The sequence below is a fragment of the Candidatus Pelagibacter ubique HIMB140 genome (assembly GCF_025558165.1).
GTDB classification, from domain to species: domain Bacteria; phylum Pseudomonadota; class Alphaproteobacteria; order Pelagibacterales; family Pelagibacteraceae; genus Pelagibacter; species Pelagibacter ubique_T.
In genome coordinates this window covers 973,933-994,081 of the sequence record NZ_LAMZ01000001.1, presented here as the reverse complement: position 1 = coordinate 994,081, position 20,149 = coordinate 973,933, and the positions used below count along the sequence as shown (strand labels likewise).

20 protein-coding genes and 2 tRNA genes are annotated in these 20,149 nt (G+C 28.1%); 13 read left to right on the top strand and 9 right to left on the bottom strand.

Annotation, left to right across the window (positions count from 1 at the left end):
• Positions 1-19 precede the first annotated feature (19 nt).
• A tRNA-Arg gene (locus VP90_RS05395) sits at positions 20-96 on the top strand.
• Positions 97-212: 116 nt separating this feature from the next.
• Positions 213-638 carry a PaaI family thioesterase gene (locus VP90_RS05390; protein WP_262590106.1) on the top strand — a complete coding sequence of 142 codons (426 nt, stop codon included), beginning with the start codon at positions 213-215 and terminating at the stop codon, positions 636-638.
• A 1-nt stretch (position 639) separates the two neighbouring features.
• On the opposite strand, the gene VP90_RS05385 is transcribed toward VP90_RS05390, so the two are convergent.
• The 4 genes from VP90_RS05385 to VP90_RS05370 form a co-directional block, all read right to left on the bottom strand.
• Positions 640-2,961: a TRAP transporter permease gene (locus VP90_RS05385; protein ID WP_262590105.1), complete on the bottom strand. Its 2,322-nt coding sequence runs from the start codon at positions 2,959-2,961 to the stop codon at positions 640-642.
• 72 nt (positions 2,962-3,033) lie between these two features.
• Positions 3,034-4,038 (bottom strand): TAXI family TRAP transporter solute-binding subunit, encoded by a 1,005-nt coding sequence (locus VP90_RS05380; RefSeq protein WP_262590104.1) that lies wholly within the window; start codon positions 4,036-4,038, stop codon positions 3,034-3,036.
• An 84-nt stretch (positions 4,039-4,122) separates the two neighbouring features.
• Positions 4,123-5,349 carry a pyridoxal phosphate-dependent aminotransferase gene (locus tag VP90_RS05375; RefSeq protein ID WP_262590103.1) on the bottom strand — a complete coding sequence of 409 codons (1,227 nt, stop codon included), beginning with the start codon at positions 5,347-5,349 and terminating at the stop codon, positions 4,123-4,125.
• A complete protein-coding gene (locus tag VP90_RS05370) occupies positions 5,350-7,311 on the bottom strand; it encodes an acetoacetate--CoA ligase (protein ID WP_262590102.1) in 1,962 nt (653 codons plus the stop codon).
• Between the two features lie 174 nt (positions 7,312-7,485).
• Here VP90_RS05370 and VP90_RS05365 point away from each other — a divergent pair, with 174 nt between their 5' ends.
• The 4 genes from VP90_RS05365 to VP90_RS05350 are packed head-to-tail and all read left to right on the top strand — an operon-like array spanning position 7,486 to position 11,569.
• Entirely contained in the window at positions 7,486-9,963 is a 2,478-nt protein-coding gene (locus tag VP90_RS05365) for a helicase-related protein (protein WP_262590101.1), read from the top strand.
• A 4-nt stretch (positions 9,964-9,967) separates the two neighbouring features.
• Complete coding sequence (locus VP90_RS05360) at positions 9,968-10,384, top strand: TerB family tellurite resistance protein (protein WP_262590100.1); 417 nt, start codon at positions 9,968-9,970, stop codon at positions 10,382-10,384.
• Positions 10,381-10,707 (top strand): ferredoxin FdxA, encoded by a 327-nt coding sequence (gene fdxA, locus VP90_RS05355; protein WP_075484280.1) that lies wholly within the window; start codon positions 10,381-10,383, stop codon positions 10,705-10,707. Before VP90_RS05360 ends, fdxA begins: the two co-directional genes overlap by 4 nt.
• Positions 10,649-11,569 (top strand): CarD family transcriptional regulator, encoded by a 921-nt coding sequence (locus VP90_RS05350; protein ID WP_262590099.1) that lies wholly within the window; start codon positions 10,649-10,651, stop codon positions 11,567-11,569. Before fdxA ends, VP90_RS05350 begins: the two co-directional genes overlap by 59 nt.
• Before the next feature lie 359 nt (positions 11,570-11,928).
• Here VP90_RS05350 and VP90_RS05345 read toward each other — a convergent pair whose 3' ends face one another.
• Both VP90_RS05345 and VP90_RS05340 read right to left on the bottom strand, forming a co-directional pair.
• Positions 11,929-13,626, bottom strand: coding sequence for an AMP-dependent synthetase/ligase (locus VP90_RS05345; RefSeq protein WP_262590098.1), 1,698 nt, complete (start codon positions 13,624-13,626; stop codon positions 11,929-11,931).
• 6 nt (positions 13,627-13,632) lie between these two features.
• Positions 13,633-13,717 (bottom strand) — tRNA-Leu (locus tag VP90_RS05340).
• A 57-nt stretch (positions 13,718-13,774) separates the two neighbouring features.
• On the opposite strand from VP90_RS05340, the gene VP90_RS05335 reads away from it, so the two are divergent.
• From VP90_RS05335 to VP90_RS05325, 3 genes are read left to right on the top strand one after another with little or no spacing between them, the layout of a single operon-like run.
• A complete protein-coding gene (locus tag VP90_RS05335) occupies positions 13,775-14,380 on the top strand; it encodes a YqaA family protein (RefSeq protein WP_262590097.1) in 606 nt (201 codons plus the stop codon).
• Positions 14,373-14,855, top strand: a complete 483-nt coding sequence (locus VP90_RS05330; RefSeq protein ID WP_262590096.1) for a disulfide bond formation protein B — start codon at positions 14,373-14,375, stop codon at positions 14,853-14,855. The genes VP90_RS05335 and VP90_RS05330 overlap by 8 nt, the downstream gene beginning before the upstream one ends.
• Complete coding sequence (locus VP90_RS05325; protein WP_262590095.1) at positions 14,839-15,372, top strand: demethoxyubiquinone hydroxylase family protein; 534 nt, start codon at positions 14,839-14,841, stop codon at positions 15,370-15,372. Before VP90_RS05330 ends, VP90_RS05325 begins: the two co-directional genes overlap by 17 nt.
• On the opposite strand, the gene VP90_RS05320 is transcribed toward VP90_RS05325, so the two are convergent.
• On the bottom strand, positions 15,369-15,938 hold the full coding sequence (locus VP90_RS05320; RefSeq protein WP_262590094.1) for an HNH endonuclease: 570 nt from the start codon (positions 15,936-15,938) through the stop codon (positions 15,369-15,371). The genes VP90_RS05325 and VP90_RS05320 overlap by 4 nt on opposite strands.
• Before the next feature lie 47 nt (positions 15,939-15,985).
• A complete protein-coding gene (locus tag VP90_RS05315; RefSeq protein ID WP_262590093.1) occupies positions 15,986-16,636 on the bottom strand; it encodes an alpha/beta hydrolase in 651 nt (216 codons plus the stop codon).
• Between the two features lie 49 nt (positions 16,637-16,685).
• Between VP90_RS05315 and VP90_RS05310 the strand changes: the two genes are divergently transcribed.
• Positions 16,686-16,889 carry a twin transmembrane helix small protein gene (locus tag VP90_RS05310; RefSeq protein WP_262590092.1) on the top strand — a complete coding sequence of 68 codons (204 nt, stop codon included), beginning with the start codon at positions 16,686-16,688 and terminating at the stop codon, positions 16,887-16,889.
• On the opposite strand, the gene VP90_RS05305 is transcribed toward VP90_RS05310, so the two are convergent.
• Positions 16,886-17,395: a TlpA family protein disulfide reductase gene (locus tag VP90_RS05305; protein WP_262590091.1), complete on the bottom strand. Its 510-nt coding sequence runs from the start codon at positions 17,393-17,395 to the stop codon at positions 16,886-16,888. The two genes, VP90_RS05310 and VP90_RS05305, sit on opposite strands and share 4 nt — an antisense overlap.
• Positions 17,396-17,419: 24 nt before the next feature.
• On the opposite strand from VP90_RS05305, the gene argH reads away from it, so the two are divergent.
• The 3 genes from argH to lysA are packed head-to-tail and all read left to right on the top strand — an operon-like array spanning position 17,420 to position 20,144.
• Entirely contained in the window at positions 17,420-18,811 is a 1,392-nt protein-coding gene (argH, locus tag VP90_RS05300; RefSeq protein WP_262590090.1) for an argininosuccinate lyase, read from the top strand.
• The gene (locus VP90_RS05295) at positions 18,808-18,933 is read left to right on the top strand and encodes a hypothetical protein (RefSeq protein ID WP_262590089.1); all 126 of its coding nucleotides are present in this window, start codon (positions 18,808-18,810) and stop codon (positions 18,931-18,933) included. Before argH ends, VP90_RS05295 begins: the two co-directional genes overlap by 4 nt.
• Entirely contained in the window at positions 18,930-20,144 is a 1,215-nt protein-coding gene (gene lysA, locus VP90_RS05290; RefSeq protein ID WP_262590088.1) for a diaminopimelate decarboxylase, read from the top strand. The genes VP90_RS05295 and lysA overlap by 4 nt, the downstream gene beginning before the upstream one ends.
• Positions 20,145-20,149: the final 5 nt, after the last annotated feature.

Genomic DNA, 20,149 nt, shown 5'->3' with positions numbered 1-20,149 from the left:
CTTTAATAAAATTAATATTGGACCGCTGGCCAAATTGGATAAGGCGCTCGGCTACGAACCGGGAGATTCCAGATTCGAGTTCTGGGCGGTCCACCAAAAAGGATAAAAATGATTGATTGGTTATTAAAAGCTTCTTTGCAAAAATCAGTAATTTACTTTTTTATAATTATTACATTGTTATTATTGCTATTAACAATTGTATTGTAAATTTTATGAGTAATGAGTTTGAACAAATAAGTTTAACCCAAGGGTTCATGAAACATAATGGAGGTGTTTTGTTTAGAAACATCTCTGAAACTGAATATGAATTTAAATCTACTATAAATGAAAATCACTTAAATGCTGCAGGAATAACTCATGGAGGCTATCTATCAGCATTAATAGATGCTGGTGCTGGAACCGCAGCTCACAGATCTGCTGGTAATGCTCCATGTGTAACTATTTCGTTAGATATTAAATTTATTGGTGCCTCAAAAGTTGGTGATGAAGTTATTGGGCACACAAAAATATTAAAAAAAACAAATACATTAATATTTTTATTTTGTGAGCTAAAATGTAACAATAAAATTATAACATCAGCAACTGGAGTTTGGAAAATTTTAAAAGTTAAACCTTCAAACTTAGGTCCAGGTGGTTAATTCATTCCTTTCTTCTGATATTAAAATATCCACAAGTAACTAATAAAATTAAAGCAATTGGATAAACTATATTTTTCGATGGTCTATCAGAATTTTCAATTTTGAATTCACTGATATAATCTCCCATTTCAAAACCATTTTTTTTTGCTTCTCCATTCCATTTTAAATTATCAACTATTATTTTTTCATCCTGCTCTAATAAAGTAATCCCATAATCCTCTAGAGTAAAATGATCCTCAAATGTATTTTTCGATATTACAAAAAGTTTATATCTTTCTCCATATAAACTAGGTCTTGTTATTTTAATTTGAATTTCTTTTTCTGAATCTAATTTTAATGAATTTATTTTACTAATTTCTTCATAATTATATTTTGGATAAAATTTATTTAAAACAAAATCTGGAGACAACAAAGAAATAGCAATAATTAAAAAAATAATAATCTCATACCATTTGAGCTTATTTATAAACCAACCTTGAGTTGCTGATGTAAAAACTAAAATTCCAATTAGTGAAGTTATAATAACAATAAGCCCATGCCAGATATTCTCAATACCAATAAGTAAAAGTTCATGATTAAACAAAAAAACTATTGGTAATATTCCTGTTCTTAAACTATACCAAAAGGCTTGAACACCAGTTCTCAATGGATCTCCTCCAGATATTCCCGCAGCTGCATAAGAAGCTAAACCTACTGGTGGCGTTACATCTGCCATCAATCCAAAATAAAAAACAAATAAATGGACTGCAATCAATGGAAAAATAAATCCAGATGCATTACCAACATCAACTAAAACAGTTGCCATCAAAGATGCAACAACAACATAATTTGCAGTGGTTGGTAAACCCATTCCTAACAATAAACACAAAATTATAGTTAAAAATAATAGTATTGTGACATTATCTTTAGCAATAGATTCGATAACAATAATTAAGTTTGTACTTAAGCCTGTTGAGCCAACTGCACCTACTATGATACCAGCTGTAGCAATTGCAATTCCAACTGCAACCATATTTAATGCTCCTTTTTCAAAACCAACGATTGTTTGATTAAACCATTCTTTAAAAGAGTCTTTAGAATAATTATTTTTAATTATTAAGTTGATTAGATTGACTAAAATTAAAGTAATTGTTGCATAAAAAATTGAATACGAGGCAGTAAACCTTAAATAAACAAGAGTATAAATTAAAACAAAAATAGGAATTAAAAAGTGAATTCCAGATAAAAATGTTTTTTTCAAATTTGGAACGTCCGCATCGTCCATTCCTTTAAGATTTAATTTTAAAGCTTCTAGGTGAGATATATAAAATAGAGCAATATAGGAAATAATTGCAGGTAAAAAAGCATGTTTAACTATTTCAAAATAAGTAACCCCAATAAAACTTGCCATTACAAATGCTGCAGCACCCATTACAGGCGGCATTATTTGTCCATTTACAGATGATGAAACCTCAATTGCACCTGCCTTTTCTTTAGAGAAACCTGTTTTTTTCATTATTGGAATAGTAAATGTTCCGGTAGTTACGGTATTAGCAATTGATGATCCTGAAATTAAGCCAGTCATTCCTGAACCTAGAATTGCGGCTTTGGCTGGTCCACCTCTCATTTTACCAACCATCGCAAAAGCTAAATCTAAAAAATATTTACCACCCCCTGCCGTTTCAAGTAAGGCACCAAATAAAACGAACAGAAAAATAAAATCTACGGAAACCCCAATAGGGATTCCAAATATTGCCTCTTGATCCAACCATTGAAATCCTACCAATCTATTTAAAGACAAGCCTCCATGAGATATTATTTCTGGTGCATACCTTCCAAAATATGAAAATAATAAAAAACAAGTTGCAATTATTACCAAAGGTAATCCAATTGCTCTTCTTGTGGCCTCTAAAAGAATTAAAATACCACATCCTCCTAAAATTAATTCTACTGGAAAATTAAATGTATCAGTGATTTTCAAACTTAAAAGGACACCACCCCTCTCTACTAGTTGATCATAAAAAAAATAAATATAGAGACAAGAAAAAGCACCTACAAAACTTATAATAATATCAAAAAATGAAATTTTTTTTCCTTTTGCTACTGGGTAAATTAAAAATGCTAAAGTTAATGCAAATCCTAAATGTATTGCTCTAGCAGGCAAACCTTTGAACATTCCAAAATTCAACATAAATGGGAATGGTGACGCATACCAAAGTTGAAATAAGGACCAAATGATAGCTATTGCGGATACTACTTTTAAATGAAATCCAGTAATGTTTCTAGTTGGTGATAAATCCTCGCTTATTTTATTTTTTATATTGGCGCTAATTGAATCACTCATAAGAAATATTCATACCATAAAAAAAAGGCCCGGTAAAAATTACCAGGCCTTTTAAAAAGTAAAAAACTTAGATTACATTAATCCAGCTTCTTTATAATATTTAATTGCACCAGGATGTAGTGGAGCAGATAAACCATCTTTAATCATGTTTTTCTTTTCCAAAAATCCAAATGCTGGATGTTGTTTTTTGAAATCATCGAAGTTTTCAAAAACTGCTTTTGTAACTAAGTACACTAATTCTTCAGAAACATCGGCCGAAGTTACCACAGTTGCTTTAACACCAAATGTAGTAGCATCTTTTTTCTGTTTTGTATAAGTACCTTTAGGAATTACAGCCTGCGCATAATAATCAGCACCATCAATTAAGCCTTGAACTTCTGGTCCAGTCAAATTGATTGGAGATGCTTTAGCGGCACAAGTTGCTGCTTGTTCCATTGCACCATTTGGAAATCCAACCGAATAACCAAATGCATCAATTTTACCATCACATAAAGCTTTCACTTGCTCTGAAGAAGTTAACTCTGTTGTTGATTTAAAGAAACTATTATCAACACCCATAGCTTTCATTAGCTCTTCCATAGTTCCTCTCTGACCAGAACCAGGGTTACCAATGTTTACTACTTTACCTTCTAAGTCTGCAAAATCTTTAATTCTTGCTTTTTTTCTAGCCCAAATTTGAAAAGGTTCGTTGTGAACTGAAAACACAGCTCTCAAATCACTAAACTGTTTTCCTTCCCATTTGCTTGAACCATTTACTGCGTGATATTGCCAGTCAGATTGAGCTACACCAAATTGAAATTCTCCAGCTGCTATTTGTCCAATATTGTAGTTTGAACCACCTGTCGATGGAGCAGTACATCTATACGCTTTAGCTGTACCTTTTTTTCTACCGTGCTCAGCACTAATTGCTGATTTATGAAGCATTTTACATATAGCGTTACCTGTTTGGAAATATACTCCAGTAGGTCCACCAGTTCCTATCGTGAAGAACTCAGCTGATTTAGCAACTGTAGTTAAGGACAGTGATGCAAATAAAATCAGTAAAGCACTTGATAGGGATGTGATTATTTTTTTCATTATTTTTCCCTCTCTGTAATTGTATGTCGTTATTTTTTATAAATTAATCATACCAAAAAATTATAATAGATGTATAGGCTGATTTTAAAGATTTTCTGACCATTTTTTTAAATTATCAACACCTTCTACAACCTTTGGTGCCAACTTTTCGATTATATTAAAATCAATAGATTGATCTTCCTTAATACTATTCATGAATTTTTCTCCATCAAAATCAGTAAAGCTTAATCTTGCAAGCATTTTACTTTCATTAAATCCAAAATCTGATCCAGGTAATAATGCAACACCTGTTTCTTTTAAAATATTTTCACACATTTCTGATGAAGTTTTAAATTTAGAATTTAAAAATTCAGGCATTAAATAGAAACCTCCTTGAGGTTCATTAATTAAAATTTTGTTTGATTTTAAATTTTGATAAACATAATTGCCGACAGCCTTTAAAATATTTCTAGATTTATTAATGTATTTACTATGATTGTTTTCATATGCTTTTATTGCAGCATATTGGATAGGCGCACTTACTGCTGAAAAGGTTTCGCTGGCTAAAACATTAATCATGTTTTTTATGTCATTTAAGCTCTCTGGAACAATAAAATATCCCAATCTCCAACCACCAGCTCCACACCATTTGCTTAGACCGGTGCTGATAATTGTTTTTTCAGGACAAAAATTTGAAATAGACTTATAATTTTTTGTAAAAGTCAGTTCTGAATATATCTCATCAGATAAAATTATAAGATTATTTTTATTTGCAACATTAGAAATCTCTTCCAAATTTTCACAAACTTGTCCTGAAGGATTATTGGGGGAATTTAAAAATAATAAATAATTTTTATTTTTATCTTTTAATATTACTTCCTCTATTTCTTGAGCTGTAGGGAACCAATTATTTTCTCTTTTTGTTTGTAAAATTTGAATTTTGTTTCTTCCTAATATTGCTTGTGGCGCGTAAGAAACCCAACTAGGTGCAGGCAATATAATTTCACCATCGAATATTACATGAAGTAAAAACATCAACTCTTTAGAGCCTGGTCCTATGATGACATTTTCAGAATTATATTCATAATTTTTTTTCTTTGATGTGTATTTTGCAACAGATTGTCTTAGTTCTGAAAGACCTTGCATGGGCAAATATTTGTTTTGATACGCATTATTTTTAAGCTCCTCTACTACGTCTTGTGGAACTTTAAAGGGTGATTGTCCAAAACCAAATTTAAATATTTTTTTTCCTTCATCTTCAAGTTTTTTTGAAGCTTCATTAATTGCTAGCGTAGAAGATGGTTTTAAATCTTTAACTATATTTTTTAACATTTAATAACTTAACTGTTTCAAATTTTTGTATTGTTTTAATACTTCAGGGTTTGCCAAAGCTTCTTTATTTTTAACAACACTTCCTTCTATAGTGCTTTTAACTGCAAGCTCAACAATTTTACCACTTTTGGTTCTTGGAATATCTTTTACAACAATTACTTTGCTAGGGACATGTCTTGGTGATGCATTTATTCTTATTTGAGTTTTTATTCTATTAAGTAAAGAATCATTAAGTATGTATTCATTACTCATTACAACGAAAAGAATTATTCTTATATCATTATCCCAAGATTGACCAACTACTAGTGCTTCTTTAATTTCTTTAAACTTTTCAACCTCAGAATATATTTCAGCAGTACCAAGTCTTACACCTCCTGGATTAAGGGTAGTGTCAGATCTTCCATGTATAATAAAACCATCGGTATTTCTTCTTTCAGCATAATCCCCATGATGCCAAGTATTTCTATATCTATTGAAGTAAGCTTTTTTAAATTTTACGTCATTTTTATCATTCCAAAATTTAAGAGGCATTGATGGAAATGGATTTTTACAAACTAATTCACCTTTAGAATTTTTTAAAGATTTGCCGCTATCATTAAAGACATCAACATCTAAACCTAAACCAGAATTTTGTATTTCACCAATATTTACTGGTTGATATATATTTCCTAAAACAAAACACGATACAATATCTGTACCACCTGAAATAGATGAGAGATGAACTTTCTTTTTAATATTTTTGTAAACATATTTAAAACCTTCACTTGATAAAGGAGAACCTGTTGAACATATTGTTTTTAGTTTTTGAAGTTTATATTTAAATTTAAGATTAGGTTCTAATTTTCTTAGAGCATCAATATATTTAGCACTAATTCCAAATAGAGTAATTTTTTCTCTATGTGCTATTTTTAAAAGTAAATCACTTGATTTATACATTGGAGAACCATCAAAAAGTACTATTGATGCCTTTGAAGCTAACGAGCTTACTAACCAATTCCACATCATCCAACCACAAGTGGTAAAATAAAACACATTATCATTTTCTTTTATATCGCAATGTAATTGGTGTTCTTTCTTATGCTGAAGAAGAACTCCACCAGTTCTGTGGCAAATACATTTTGGTTTTCCAGTTGTTCCACTTGAATATAAAATAGTCAACTCACTTTCAAAATCATACTTTTTAAAATTTATTTTTTCAGATTGATTATGAATAATCTCACGCCATTTAATTGTATTTATTTTCTTATATTTACTTTTATTAGTGACATATTTTTTTCCAGGATAATTAACAATCACAACATTTTTAATTGATGGAATAGATTTTAAAATTTCAGATAATCTCTCTAATACATTAATTTTTTTCCCGTTGTAAAAATACTGGTCTGTAATGAACAAAACTTTTGGATTAATTTGAGAAAATCTTTCAACAACACCTTTAATACCAAAATCAGGGCTGCATGATGACCAAATGCTTCCTAAAGTACTCGCTGCTATAAACGCCTCAACTGTCTCGATAGTATTAGGCATATAAGCTGCAACTCTGTCTCCTTTTTTAATTTTAATTTCCTTTAAAAACTTTACAATTTTGCCTGTACTTAAATTTAATTCTCTCCAAGATTTTTCTTCTCTAAAGCCATTTTCGCTTATAAAAGTGATTGCCTTATCATCATTATTTTTTGACAATAAATTCTCACCAAAATTTAACTTACTTCCAGGTAAAAATAAATTTTTATAAAATATTTTAGATTTTTTAATTTTTTTTTTACTTTTCAATCCTTTAATTTCTGAAAATTCCCAAAAATAATTCCAAAACTCAGGAGAATTTTTAACAGACCAATTTAAAAAAGTTTTGTAATTTAAATTAAATTTTTTTTTGATTTTATTTGAAATAAATTTCTCAAAAGCATAAAGATTTGAATTTTTTTTCTCTTTTAAAGATGCTTCCCAAAGTTTATTGGTCATTTTTATTTTATTAAATTACTATTATAGAATTAATCTCAATTATGATATTCTCATTAATATTAATATAAAAATGAGAACTTTTTACCCTCCGATTCGGTCATGTTTTAGTCTATTTTTGTTCTTTAGCACTAACAATATCTGGTAGGTAAAAAAAATTATACACCAAAGATAGAAATGCCTAAAAATAAAATTACAGCTGTTCTTGGTCCAACAAACACAGGTAAAACTCATCTTGCAATTGACACAATGCTATCTTTTGACAGCGGAATGATTGGGTTCCCATTAAGATTATTAGCAAGAGAGGTTTACGATAAAGTAATAAAAAAAATTACTATAGACAAAGTTGCTTTAATTACTGGTGAAGAAAAAATAATTCCTACAAACGCAAAATATTATTTATGCACAGTCGAATCAATGCCTATTGAAAAACATTTAGAATTTGTAGGCATAGATGAAATCCAAATGTGTGCAGATCATGAAAGAGGTCACATATTCACAGATAGATTATTAAATTTAAGAGGTGAAAAACTTACGATGCTAATGGGTTCTAGTACTATTAAAAACATCATATCTAAATTAAACGAGGATTTAGAATTTATTAATAGAGATAGATTGTCAAAACTCACTTATGCCGGACATAAAAAGATATCAAGGATAAATAGAAAAACTGCAATTATAGCTTTTTCAGCGGAGGAAGTTTATGCAATAGCAGAATTAATAAGAAGACAAAAGGGTGGGGCAGCTATAGTTATGGGTTCATTAAGTCCTAAAACGAGAAATGCTCAAGTAGAACTTTACCAATCTGGAGATGTCGATTTTTTAGTAGCCACTGACGCTATTGGAATGGGAATAAATATGGATCTAGATTATGTATATTTTTCAAATCTTAAAAAATTTGATGGAAAAAAATTAAGAAAATTAAATTTATCTGAAATAGGTCAAATAGCGGGAAGAGCCGGAAGATATTTAAATGATGGTGGTTTTGGAATAACTGGTGATTGTAAAGAAATTTCACCTGAAGAAGTAGAATTAATTGAAGGACATAAATTTGAAGAAATAAGAACTTTATTCTGGAGAAATTCTGATCTTAATTTCAATAACCCAAATTCACTAATTAAAAGTCTTGAAGAAAGACCCCAGATGGAATGGTTAAGAAAAGTTCACGAATGTGAGGATGAAAGAGCGCTAAAATATTTTATAAAAGATGAAAAAAATAATCTAGAATTTAACGAAAGAACTCTCAAATTATTATGGGAATGTTGTCAGATACCTGATTTTGTTAAAAAAACTTACGGCAATCATTATGAAGTGATCAGAAATGTTTTTAAATTTTTAAACAGTGAAAAAGGTCTAATTTCAGAAGATTACATGAGATTACAGCTCATGAAACTTGATAAATTAGAGGGAAATGTAGATTCTTTATCAAATAGAATTGCAAATGTAAGAACTTGGTCTTATGTTTCAAATAAAAATAATTGGGTAGAAAATCAAAATTATTGGATAGAAAAAACAAAACATTTAGAAGATAGACTTTCTGACAGACTTCATGAAGAACTTACCAAGACTTTTATCGACAAAAGAGCAAGTATACTTGCAAGAGGTTTAAAACAAGACATGGAATTCAAAACTGAAATATTACAGAACAATGACGTTAAAATAGATGATCAGTTTATTGGTAAAATCAAAGGTTTGAAATTAGAATTAGATTTAAAAAAAGGCTCTCTTGAAACTGATATCAAGTCATTAAAAAAAGCTGCTAGACAATCAATTGGACCTGAGTTTGATAAAAGAATTCAATCAATTATAGATACGGGATTAATAGATTTAAAAGAGGATTTTAAAATATATTGGAATGAATTTCCAATTGCTAGACTGTTACCAGGAAATGATTATTTAAGTCCTAATTTTACTTTAGTTGTTGATGACATTATTGAACAAAATCCAAAACAAAAACTAAATGATTTTATTCAAAAATGGCTAAACTCTAAAATAAGCGATGTCTTGAAAAGTTTAATAGATTTAAAAAACATTAAAGAAGATAAGTCTTCAATTAAGGCTTTAGCTTATCAGCTTTATGAAAATAATGGTGTTTTAAAAAGAGAACAGGTTTCTGATTATTTAAAAAATCTTGAACAAATAGATAGAAAAGTACTTAGAGAATTGGGTGTAAAATTTGGAAGATACCATGTATTCCTTTATCAGCTTATCAAACCAGATGCTGTATCTTTAAGAACCTTATTGTGGAAAAATTTTCATCAAAAATTCTATAATTTAAAACCACCAACTTTTGGATTAAATTTTTTAGAAGATAAAGATTCTAAAAATAAAAACTTTATGCTTCTCTGTGGATTTGAAAAATTTGATAATCTTTTTGTAAGAATAGATATTCTTGAAAGACTCTTTGTACAAATTATTAATGCTACTTCAAAAGAAAATAATGAAATAAAAATGATACCTGAAATGTTAAATCTTTTAGGGTGCAGCAAAGAGAACTTTAAAAAATTATTACAAAAAATGAGTTATAAAACTTATGAGAAAGAACAAGATATGTTTTTTAAATATAATCCTGTTAAAAAATTTAAAAAGATACAGAACAAAAAAGTTTCAAATGAAAATCCATTTAAAGTTCTTAAAAATCTCAAGTTAGGTTAATTTTATGTTTTTTAAAAAGACAGATAAAAAAGAAGAGAATAATTTTATAGTAAAAGTTTGTGCTTTATTAATCCATGCTGCAAAAATAGATGAAAATTATACTGATAAAGAAGAGCAAATAATTAAAAAAACACTTCTAGGGTTGGGCCTTGAAAGTGAAAAAATCACAAAAACTATACAAGATGCAAAAATTATTGAGGAAAATTCAAATCAAATTTTAGACTTCACAAGAGAAATTAAAAATTTACCTGAAAAAGATAAAATTAAAATAGTGGAAGCTCTTTGGTCAATTATTTATTCCAATGAGGATGCAGATATGTATGAAACAAATCTTATGAGAAGATTAGCGGGACTTTTATATATTGACAGTAAAACTATGGGGGATATTAAGCATAGATTAAAAGAGGAAAGTAAAGAGTGACTTATATTGTAAACGATAATTGTATTAAGTGTAAGCTTACTGATTGTGTAGACGTTTGTCCGGTTGATTGTTTTTATGAAGGTAAAAATATGCTTGTAATTAAACCGGATGAGTGTATAGATTGTGGCGTTTGTGAGCCAGAGTGCCCCGTTGATGCTATAAAAGCAGATACAGAACCTGGAAGCGAAAAATGGTTAGAGATCAATAAAAAATATTCAGAAATCTGGCCAAACATAAGTGAGAAAAAAGATCCCCCTGCGGATCATGAAAAATTTAAAAATGAGCAAAATAAGTACGAAAAGTATTTTAAAGAAAATCTTTAAAGGCAAATCAGATAAAGAAATGACAAAAAAAGTTAAAAAGAAAAAAGTAACTAAAGTTAAAAAAGTTGTAAAAACCAAAACAAAAAAAGTCAAAAAAGTTGTAGTAAAAAAAGCTAAAAAAGTATTAAAAAAAATTCCAAATAAATCCCCTAAAATAAAAAAAGTTTCAAAAACTTCTGAAACGTCAGATGAACCGAAAGTAGATAATTTAAGAATATCAAAAACTAATGAAGTTAAACCTGAGATAAAAAAAGTTAAAAAACAAGAAACCGAAAAAAGAGAATTTAAAATTAAAGACTATGTTGTTTATCCAAAACATGGTGTTGGTCAGATTACAGAATTTAAAAAAATAAATATCGGTGGTATTGATGTTGAAACATACGTTATCAAATTTGAAAAAGATAAAGCTAATGGTATGGTACCCGTTAACAAACAGTCTCACCTAAGGCCTTTAGCAACAATTAATCAAGTAAACAAATGTATTTCTATATTAAAAAGTAAGCCAAAAATCAAAAGATCAATGTGGAGTAGAAGAGCACAAGAATATGAGGGAAAAATTTCATCAGGTAAAATTTATGAATTAGCTGAAGTTGTAAGAGATCTAAACAAAGGTGATGATCTTATGGTTGATCAATCTTATAGTGAAAGACAACTTTTTGAAAAAGCTTATGAAAGAATGCAATCAGAATTTCAGATAATTTTAAATTTATCGCCAGAAGATACTCAAAAAAAATTAGATAAAGCATTAAAGAGAAATGTTGGTGGACAAACACAAGCTATTAGCGCTACTCCTAAAACTCCAACTGCCGATTTACCTGTCGAAGAACCTATTTCTGAAACTGACGAACCTTTAGACGAGTAAAAAAAAACGCCTCTCACACAAAAAGTTATGAGAAGCGTTTTTTGTAAAGAATACTAAGTTATTATTTTCTTCTTTTCTTAGCCTTTTTAGCTTTTTTCTTAGCTTTTTTCTTAGCTTTTTTCTTAGTTTTCTTTGCCGCTTTTTTTCTTTTCTTAGGCATCTTTAGCTCCCTTTTTAGTTTAACGAATCAAATTGATTCGTTGTTAACTTATTTTTATTTTTTTATACAACTTATGTCAAATCATTAATTAAAAGCGAATTTTAAAAAAATTATTTTTTATTTTTTATTTTTTATAAAAAATTTTTTTATTAATTTAGTTAATGTTTATGCGGTAAATAAACTCTTAATTTAAAGAAACTTAATAAAGTTTTTCTATTTCACTTTTATACTTTTCAATAATTTTATACCTTTTTAACTTTAAAGTTGTTGTCATTAATCCATTTTCAATTGTAAATTGTTCTTTAATTACAAAAAACTTTTTAATTTTTTCTATCTTAGATAAGTTTTTATTTATTATTTCTATTTCTTTTGAAATATTTTCATCCGATACATTACTTTCATTATTATTTAAAACTAAAATAGCTATTAAATATGGTTTATTATCTCCATAAACTAATGCTTGCTCTACAAATTCAATCTTAAGTAAATCATTTTCAATTTTCACAGGAGAAATATTGTCACCACCTGGTGTAATTAAAATATCTTTTTTTCTATCAGTGATTTTTAAATATCCATTTTCAAAATGTCCTATATCTCCAGTATATAACCAGCCATCCTTTAAAACTTTTTCTGTCTCTTCCTTTTTATTCCAATAGCCTAACATAACATTTTCACCTTTAACCAAAATTTCACCATCATCAGCAATTTTCACTTCATTACCACTAAAAGCAGGACCTACTGTATCTATCCTTATATCTTTTATTGGGTTGCAACTTACTACTGGAGAAGTTTCAGTTAACCCATATCCTTGCAAAGTCGGTAAACCTATCGAATTTAAAAAAACACCCACTTCTTTATCTAACGCACCTCCTCCAGAAATGAATGCTTTTAGAGAACCTCCAAATTGAGCTTTTATTTTTTTTCTAACTATTTTTTCGCAAATTGTATTTTGCACTTTTTCAAAAAAAGTAAGTTTTTGATTTGTTAGTACTTTTTCCCCAAGATAAAGCATTTTATTTATTAAAGATTTTTTAAAACCAGTAGCTTTATTAAAAGTCGAATTAATTTTTTGATACAGATTCTGATAAAATCTTGGAACAGCTGTCATAATATCTGGACTACATTCTCCCATATTTTTAATTAACTTATCTATACTTTCTGCATAGTAAACTTCGGCTCCTATTGCTATTTGGACAAACTGAACGGTGTGTTCATAAGAATGAGATAATGGTAACCAAGTTAGGAATTTAGGTTTGTAAGATATTATCTCTTTTAAAAGTGAAATTGAACCTTCACAATTATTTAAAATCCCCCCATGACTAAGCATTACTCCCTTGGGGTTACCTTGGGTTCCTGATGTATAAATAATACATGCTACATCTTTTCTTGAAATTTCTAATTTTAAAAAATCTATCTCTTCACAGTCGTTCCTCAAAAAAATGTCTTTAACGCATATAGTATCAGATTGACTGTCAATTTGATCAAAGGTGATAACTTTTTTTATAAATGGCTTTATAGAAATTATATTTTTAATTTTATTATATTGAACTTGATCTGAGACAATTATTACTGATGGATTACAATCATCAATTAAATATTCATAATCTCTTTCGGTATAAGTGGTATAGGCTGGCACGGTAATTCCACCTGCTAACATTATCGCTAAATCAGATATCATCCATTCAGGTCTATTTTCTGAAATTAATAAACATCTATCTTTTTTTTGAATTAAAGATTTAAGCTCATTGCTTAATTTTATAATATTCAAATAAGTATCTCTCCAAGAAAATTTATCTTTTGGATTTTTTAAGGATTTTAGAAAAATTTGATCTGCTTTTTCTTTTGTATACTGATTATAAAATAATTCTAAAAGATTATTATAATTTTTTATATTCATAAACTTTGGTGGGCGAAGAGAGAATCGAACTCTCACTTCTTGCGAAACACGATTTTGAGTCGTGCGCGTCTACCAGTTCCGCCATTCGCCCGTTATATTAAATTATAATTAAATAGTATAAGAACTAAAATTATATTAAAACTAAAAAATGTTTCAAAGTCTTTATAAATATTGTTTAAATTTAGCTGCTCACAAAAGTTCAAAATTATACTTAGGAATTGTTTCTTTCACTGAAAGTTCATTTTTTCCTATACCTCCAGATGTAATGATTATTCCTATGGTGATTGCTAAAAAAAAAGAATATTTTAAAATATTTTTAATCGCATCTATATTTTCAGTTTTAGGCGGAGTTTTTGGATATTTACTAGGTTATTTGTTTTATGATTTAGCTATTCATGTAATTGAATTTTATGGTTATGAAAATAAAGTAGAAAATTTGAAGACAAGTTTGTCTCAAGGATCAGGTTTTTTTGCCTGGCTAAGTATTCTTTTTCTAGCAGGATTTACTCCTCTTCCCTATAAAGCATTCACTATCGCTAGCGGTGTTGTTGGTTTTAGTTTACCTGTATTTATTGTTGTAAGTTTAATCTCGAGAAGTCTTAGATTTTTTATTGTTGCTTATTTATCTTATAAATTTGGTGACTTATTTACTGAATTCATGGAGAAGCATGGTTCAAAATGGTTCACTATAATTGGAATTTTAATAGTTATAGTATTAGGAATTATATTTTTAATTTTTAAATTTAATGCTTAATAACAAATCATTGTTTCTTAACCTAATTTTATTAGTCAGTTTCCTTGCTTTAATGTCAGCGTTCTTTATTGAATATATTTTGGGTCATCAACCATGCAATCTTTGTATCTTAGAGAGAATTCCATATGTAATTGCAATAGTAATTATACTCTTGAATTATAAATTTTATCAGTTTGAAAAAATATTTTTGGTTTTATTGGTAATAGTTTTTTTAACAGCTACTATCTTATCAGTTTATCATTTTGGTATTGAACAAGGATTTATTGAAGAGTCTTTAGTTTGTGACCTAAAAAATGGCTCTGAGGCAACTTCCAAAGAAGAAATTTTAAAACAATTGCAAGAACAAAAAGTGAGCTGCAAAGATGTAACATTTAAAATTTTTGGATTATCACTTACAACGTATAATATTGTAATTTCTATTCTAATTACAATCAATGCATTAAAAATTTATTTAAACTATGCCAAAAGTAAGTAAAAAAAAAATTGAAGAATTTATAAGGGTAGATCATGCTGGTGAGCGTGGAGCAGTTAAAATATATGAAGGTCAATTATTAGCTTTAAATACATTTGTCAAAGATGAAAATTTGAAAAAAATCATAGAAGATATGAAAATTCATGAAAAAGAACATAGTGAATTTTTTGAAAATGAAATTAAAAAAAGAAACATTGCTCCTACAAAACTTTTACCACTGTGGGATTTACTAGGTGTTGGTTTAGGATTTGGTTCTACTTTATTAGGGAAAAAAGCAGCCATGCTATGCACAGCATCTGTAGAAGAAGTAATTGATGAACACTACTTAAATCAAATTAATCAATTAGATGAAGATGAAAAATTTCTCAAAAACAAAATTACAAAATTTAGAGAAGATGAGCTTAACCATAAAGATATCGCTTATGAAAAGGGAGCAACTAAAAAGGGACCTTATAGTATTTTAGATAAAATAATTAAAACTGGTTCTAAAATTGCAATTAATATTTCTGAAAAAATTTAAGTTTCTAATTCAACATCCCAATACAAATAATCCATCCAACTTTTGTGTAAAAAGTTAGGAGGAAAGTTCTTACCATTTTTATGCAAATCTTCTGTTGAAGGTCTAAATGGATATTGATTTAATTTCATTCCTGAGTGTTTTAATAATTTTCCACCTTTTTTTACATTACAAGCTGAACAAGCTGTAACAACATTGTCCCAATTTGTTTCTCCACCTTTAGACCTTGGAAGCAAATGATCAAAAGTAAGTTCCTCATTACTTCCACAATATTGACAAGAGAATTTATCTCTTAAAAAAACGTTAAATCTAGTAAAACTTGGTTTCGTTTGAGGAACAATATAGTCTTTTAAAGCTATAACACTTGGTAGTTTCATATTAAATGAAGGGCTTCTGATAGTTCTATCGTAATGACTTACAATTATAACTCTATCAAGAAAAACTGATTTCACAGTGTCTTGCCATGACCATAATGATAGTGGGTAATAGCTTAGAGGTCTGTAATCAGCATTAAGAACTAATGCAGGACATTTTTCTAATGATACATCTTGTTCAATAAAGTTGTTCACATTAAAACATTAACTTAGTTTAGCATCATAATCAATATGATCAGATGTTAAATTTTTTTTAAAATATAATTTAATGCTGTACTTGATGCCTCGATAGGAATGTGATGATCACAATTTTTTATTAATAACGTTTCAACAGGAATATTATTTCGAATTAAAAAATCTTTAGCTTCAAGTAAATGTGTTGATGGAACAATTTGGTCAACATCACCATGTATTAGTAATGTATCTGTGCTATTTTTGATTCTATCTTTCAAATTAATTTGATCTATTATTTTCCCTGAAAATCCTACGACACATAAAAATTTTTCATTTGAAGTAAGACCAACATTCAAAGACATCATGCAGCCCTGACTAAAGCCTGATAAACAAATTTGTTGATTTAATAAGTTGTATTCAGTTTTAACTTCCTCAATAAATTTTTTAATAACATTTTCAGCTTTAATTGACTCTTCAAGAATATAAGATGGATCCTCTTTGGTTAAATCAAACCATTGGTATCCTGATGGATTAATTACACACTTTTCATGTCCATTAGGACAAATAAAAATAGTGTTTGGCAGATGTCTTTTCCAATTTAAAGTTAACATACTTATGTCTTTTCCATCTCCACCATACCCATGAAGTAAAATTATCGCATTCTTGATTTCTGTTCCTTCTTCTGGCTTGATGATGATTGAATTAAGGCAAAATGTCATAGATGATTTATTATGTTTTTTATTTTTAAAAACACACTACAATAATAATATGTTTTCAGGAATATTAGTTAAAATTTTATCTATCGCTCTTTTAATAGCTGTTGGAATAGTTTTGGTTTTGGGTATTGGAACCTTATTTAAAGGTGGAGAAACAAGTAAAAAATATTCAAATAAACTAATGCAACTTAGAGTTCTACTGCAATTTGTGGCTATACTTGTTTTGGTAGCTTTCGCATATTTTTTTAAAAACTAATTATATTTTTCAATCCACTTTAAAAAATCTTTGTCATTAAAGTCTATGTCACCAAGAACCCTTGCAAATTCCTCGCCTTCTTTATTTATAAATATTGATGTTGGAACTCCTCTTAGAGAAAATGTTTTAGCTAAAGTTACTTCTGGATCAAAAAAAGGTTCCAAATTTTCTAAGTCTAATTTCACAAAAAATTCTTCAACTTTATTTAGTTTTTCTTTCCCAATATTAATAGGGAAAACTTTTAAATTATTAAGTGATGAATTTGCTTGCATATTGTCTAATGAAGGCATCTCTTCTTTACAAGGAGGACACCAAGTAGCCCAAAAATTTAAAACTAACAATTTTCCTTTGAAATCATTAATTTTAATTTTTTCATTTTTCTTATTTAAAAAAAATACATTTTCATACGTTTTTGGAACTTTATGAATAACAATATTTTTAATGTTCGGTAAATCACTGGCTTCTACAGTTGTAATTAAAAAAATAAATAATGCTAAAATTCTCATATTAATTAGGTATAACTAAATATCATGGCAAAAAATAAAAACAACCAAGCAATATGGAACACTCGAATACAAAAAGAGGCATCAAACCTATTTCAAAAAGTTGGTAATTCTATTGATATAGATAAGAGACTTTACAAAGAAGATATTCAAGGATCCATTGCACACGTTGAAATGCTTTTTAGACAAAAGATAATTTCCTTTAAAATAAAAAATAAAATTATCTATGGTCTAAATAAAATTGATAAAGAAATAACTCACAAAAAATTTGAATTTAATAAAAAATATGAAGACATTCATATGAATATAGAGAAAAGATTATTTCAAATAATTGGTGATGAAGCTGGATACATTCATACAGCTAGATCAAGAAATGATCAGGTAATAACTGATTTTAAAATTTGGATTAAGACTGCAACAAAAGATATTAATAATAATATAGATAAAGTAATCAAAAGTTCAATTAAACTGGCTGAAAAAAATGTTGAGACTATTATGCCAGGATTCACTCATCTTAAAAATGCTCAAGCTATATCATTTGGCCATTATTTAATGGCTTATGTGGAAATGTTTACTAGAGATAAAAAAAGATTTTTAAACAATTTAGATAATTTAGATGAAAGCCCGTTGGGTGTAGCGGCTCTATCAGGCACTTCATTTAACATAGATAGAAATTTTACATCTAAAAAACTTGGGTTTAAAAGACCAACCAATAATTCAATAGATACAGTTTCAGATAGAGACTTTGTGCTAGATTTTCTTTATGCTGTTTCTGTATGTTCAATGCATATTTCTAGAATTGCAGAGGAATTAATTATATGGAATTCAGATGGATTTAACTTAATCAACTTATCAGATAAAGTTGTTACAGGCTCTTCAATTATGCCTCAAAAAAAGAACCCTGATCTTCTGGAATATCTAAGAGGAAAAACTGGTGCATCTTATGGAAATTTTTTTTCTATGCTAACTATACTAAAGGGCTTGCCGCTATCCTATTTTAAAGATTTACAGGATGATAAGGAATTAGTTTTTAATTCTAATGACACTCTCATAAATTGCTTAAAAATATTTGATGAAGTTTTAAAAAATTGCAGTGCGAATAAAAAGAAAATGCTTGAACTTGCTAATACAGGTCATATTACGGCAACAGATTTAGCTGATTATTTAGTTAAAAAACACAACATGTCATTTAGAAAGGCATATCAAAAAACAGCTGCTATTGTGAACATGGCAGAAAAAAGAAAGAAAAATTTAAACGAGTTGACTTTACATGAACTAAAAAAAATTGAACCAAAACTCACAGATGAAGTTTTAAATATTTTTGAATTAAAAAATTCTATTAATTCAAAAAAATCTTTTGGAGGAACATCTTTTGATAATATAAGAAAAATGATAATAAAATATAAGAAAACAAAATGATTAAAAAAATATCACTTTTAATTTTAATTTCATTTATGCTGGTATCTTGTGGTAAGAAAAATTGTCCAACTTATACAGGTTCAGAAGAGGAGAAATGTAATCCTCTATTTAAAACAAAATGAAATATATAAATAAAAAACTTTCAATTGATAAACATTATTTCCAAGATATTGCTCAAAAGTACGATACTCCAACTTATTGTTACTCATATTCAAGGTTAAGAGAAAATATATTAAATTTCAAAAAAAATTTTAAATCAATATCCCCGTTGATATGTTTTGCAGTTAAATCAAATACTAATGTAAATTTAATAAATGAGATATCAAAATTTGGTTTTGGAGCTGATGTAGTATCTGTTGGTGAAATGATGATGGCTCTTAAAGCAGGTATTAGTCCAAAAAAAATTGTCTTTTCAGGAGTTGGCAAAACTACAAATGAAATAAGTTACGCAATAGATAAAAAAATTTTACTAATAAACGCAGAGTCTAAAAGTGAAGTAGTAGAAATAAATAGAGTGGCTAGACAAAAAAATAAAATTGTAAAAATTGGTTTAAGATTAAATCCTAATACTGATGCAAAAACATTAAGCCAAATTTCGACTGGTAAAAAAGAGAATAAGTTTGGTGTAAATGAAAAAACATTTTATGAAATAATTGAATATTGCAAAAGTTCACAAAATATAGATCTTAATTGCCTAAGTGTTCATATTGGAAGCCAAATTTTAGATCATAAGCCTTATGAAAAGATGCTTAAAGTAGTCGATAATATTTTAAAGAAAACATCTCATACATTTGAATACATCGATTTAGGTGGTGGTATGGGAATTTCTTATGCAGATAAAAATAAAAAACTTAATTATAAAAAATATAATTTAGCTATTAAAAAATTTTTAAAAAATAAAAAATGTAAAATTATATTTGAACCAGGAAGATCTATAATAGGAAATTCTGGAACATTGATTACAAAAGTAATTTATATAAAAGACAGTGAAAGTAAAAAATTCATTATATTAGATGCAGCAATGAATGATTTAATGAGACCAGCATTATATGGTGCAATTCACAAAACTTTACCTGTTATTAAATCTGGAAAAGTTTCCAAAAAAACTTATGAATTTGTAGGACCTATATGTGAAACTACAGACAAGTTTGTAACTATTAAAAACTTTCAGGAACTTCAAGAAAAAGACTATGTTGCAATATGTGATGTTGGTGCTTACGGAATGTCACTAAGTTCAAATTATAACTTAAGAACAAAACCATTAGAAATATTAATTAAAAACAACAAAATAAAAATAATTAGAAAAAGACAAAAGCATAAAGATTTAATTTAGCTTTT